The organism is Treponema sp. R8-4-B8 (assembly GCF_054786175.1).
In genome coordinates, this window is record NZ_BDHE01000269.1 from 1 (window position 1) to 573 (window position 573).

General features: G+C 43.8%; 1 pseudogene. It reads left to right on the plus strand.

The features are described from left to right. Window positions 1-44 precede the first annotated feature (44 nt). Window positions 45-573, plus strand: a pseudogene (locus tag ACYVRA_RS08325) (tRNA (N(6)-L-threonylcarbamoyladenosine(37)-C(2))-methylthiotransferase MtaB); the annotation flags it as partial.

The window sequence follows — 573 nt, forward strand, 5'->3', positions numbered from 1 at the left end:
TGCCGTCATTTTTAATTCAAACATTAGGCTGTAAACTCAACCAACTGGAAAGCGAAGCCATAACCGACGCTTTTCTTCGGGCGGGTTTTGAGCAGTTTACCGCTAATGGCGGACTGGCGGTAAAAGAGCCTTCTGTTGTTATTATCAATACCTGTACTGTAACGTCAAAAGCCGATCAAAAAGCCAGACGCGTTATAAGAAAAGCGTTACGCGATTATCCGGAAAGCCGCGTTCTTGTTACAGGCTGTTACGCGCAGTTAAACACTGAAGAGTTATTAAAATTAGACGACGGCAAAAAGAGAAGGCTGTTTGTAATTAAAAAAGACAGTATTATCGATCTGCCGTCTTATTGCAATGAAAATGAACAAACAGACGGCGCGTTGGAAAAATTTATGGAAAGACAGCAGCCGGATGCGCGGGACAGGGTTTTTCAATTTAACCCGCAAAGTTTTTCCAGCCATACAAGGAGTTTTTTAAAAATACAAGACGGCTGCAATAACCGTTGTACCTACTGCAGAATTCGCCTTGCACGGGGCGAGAGCGTCAATCTTGACGCGGAAGAGGTTTTATCGC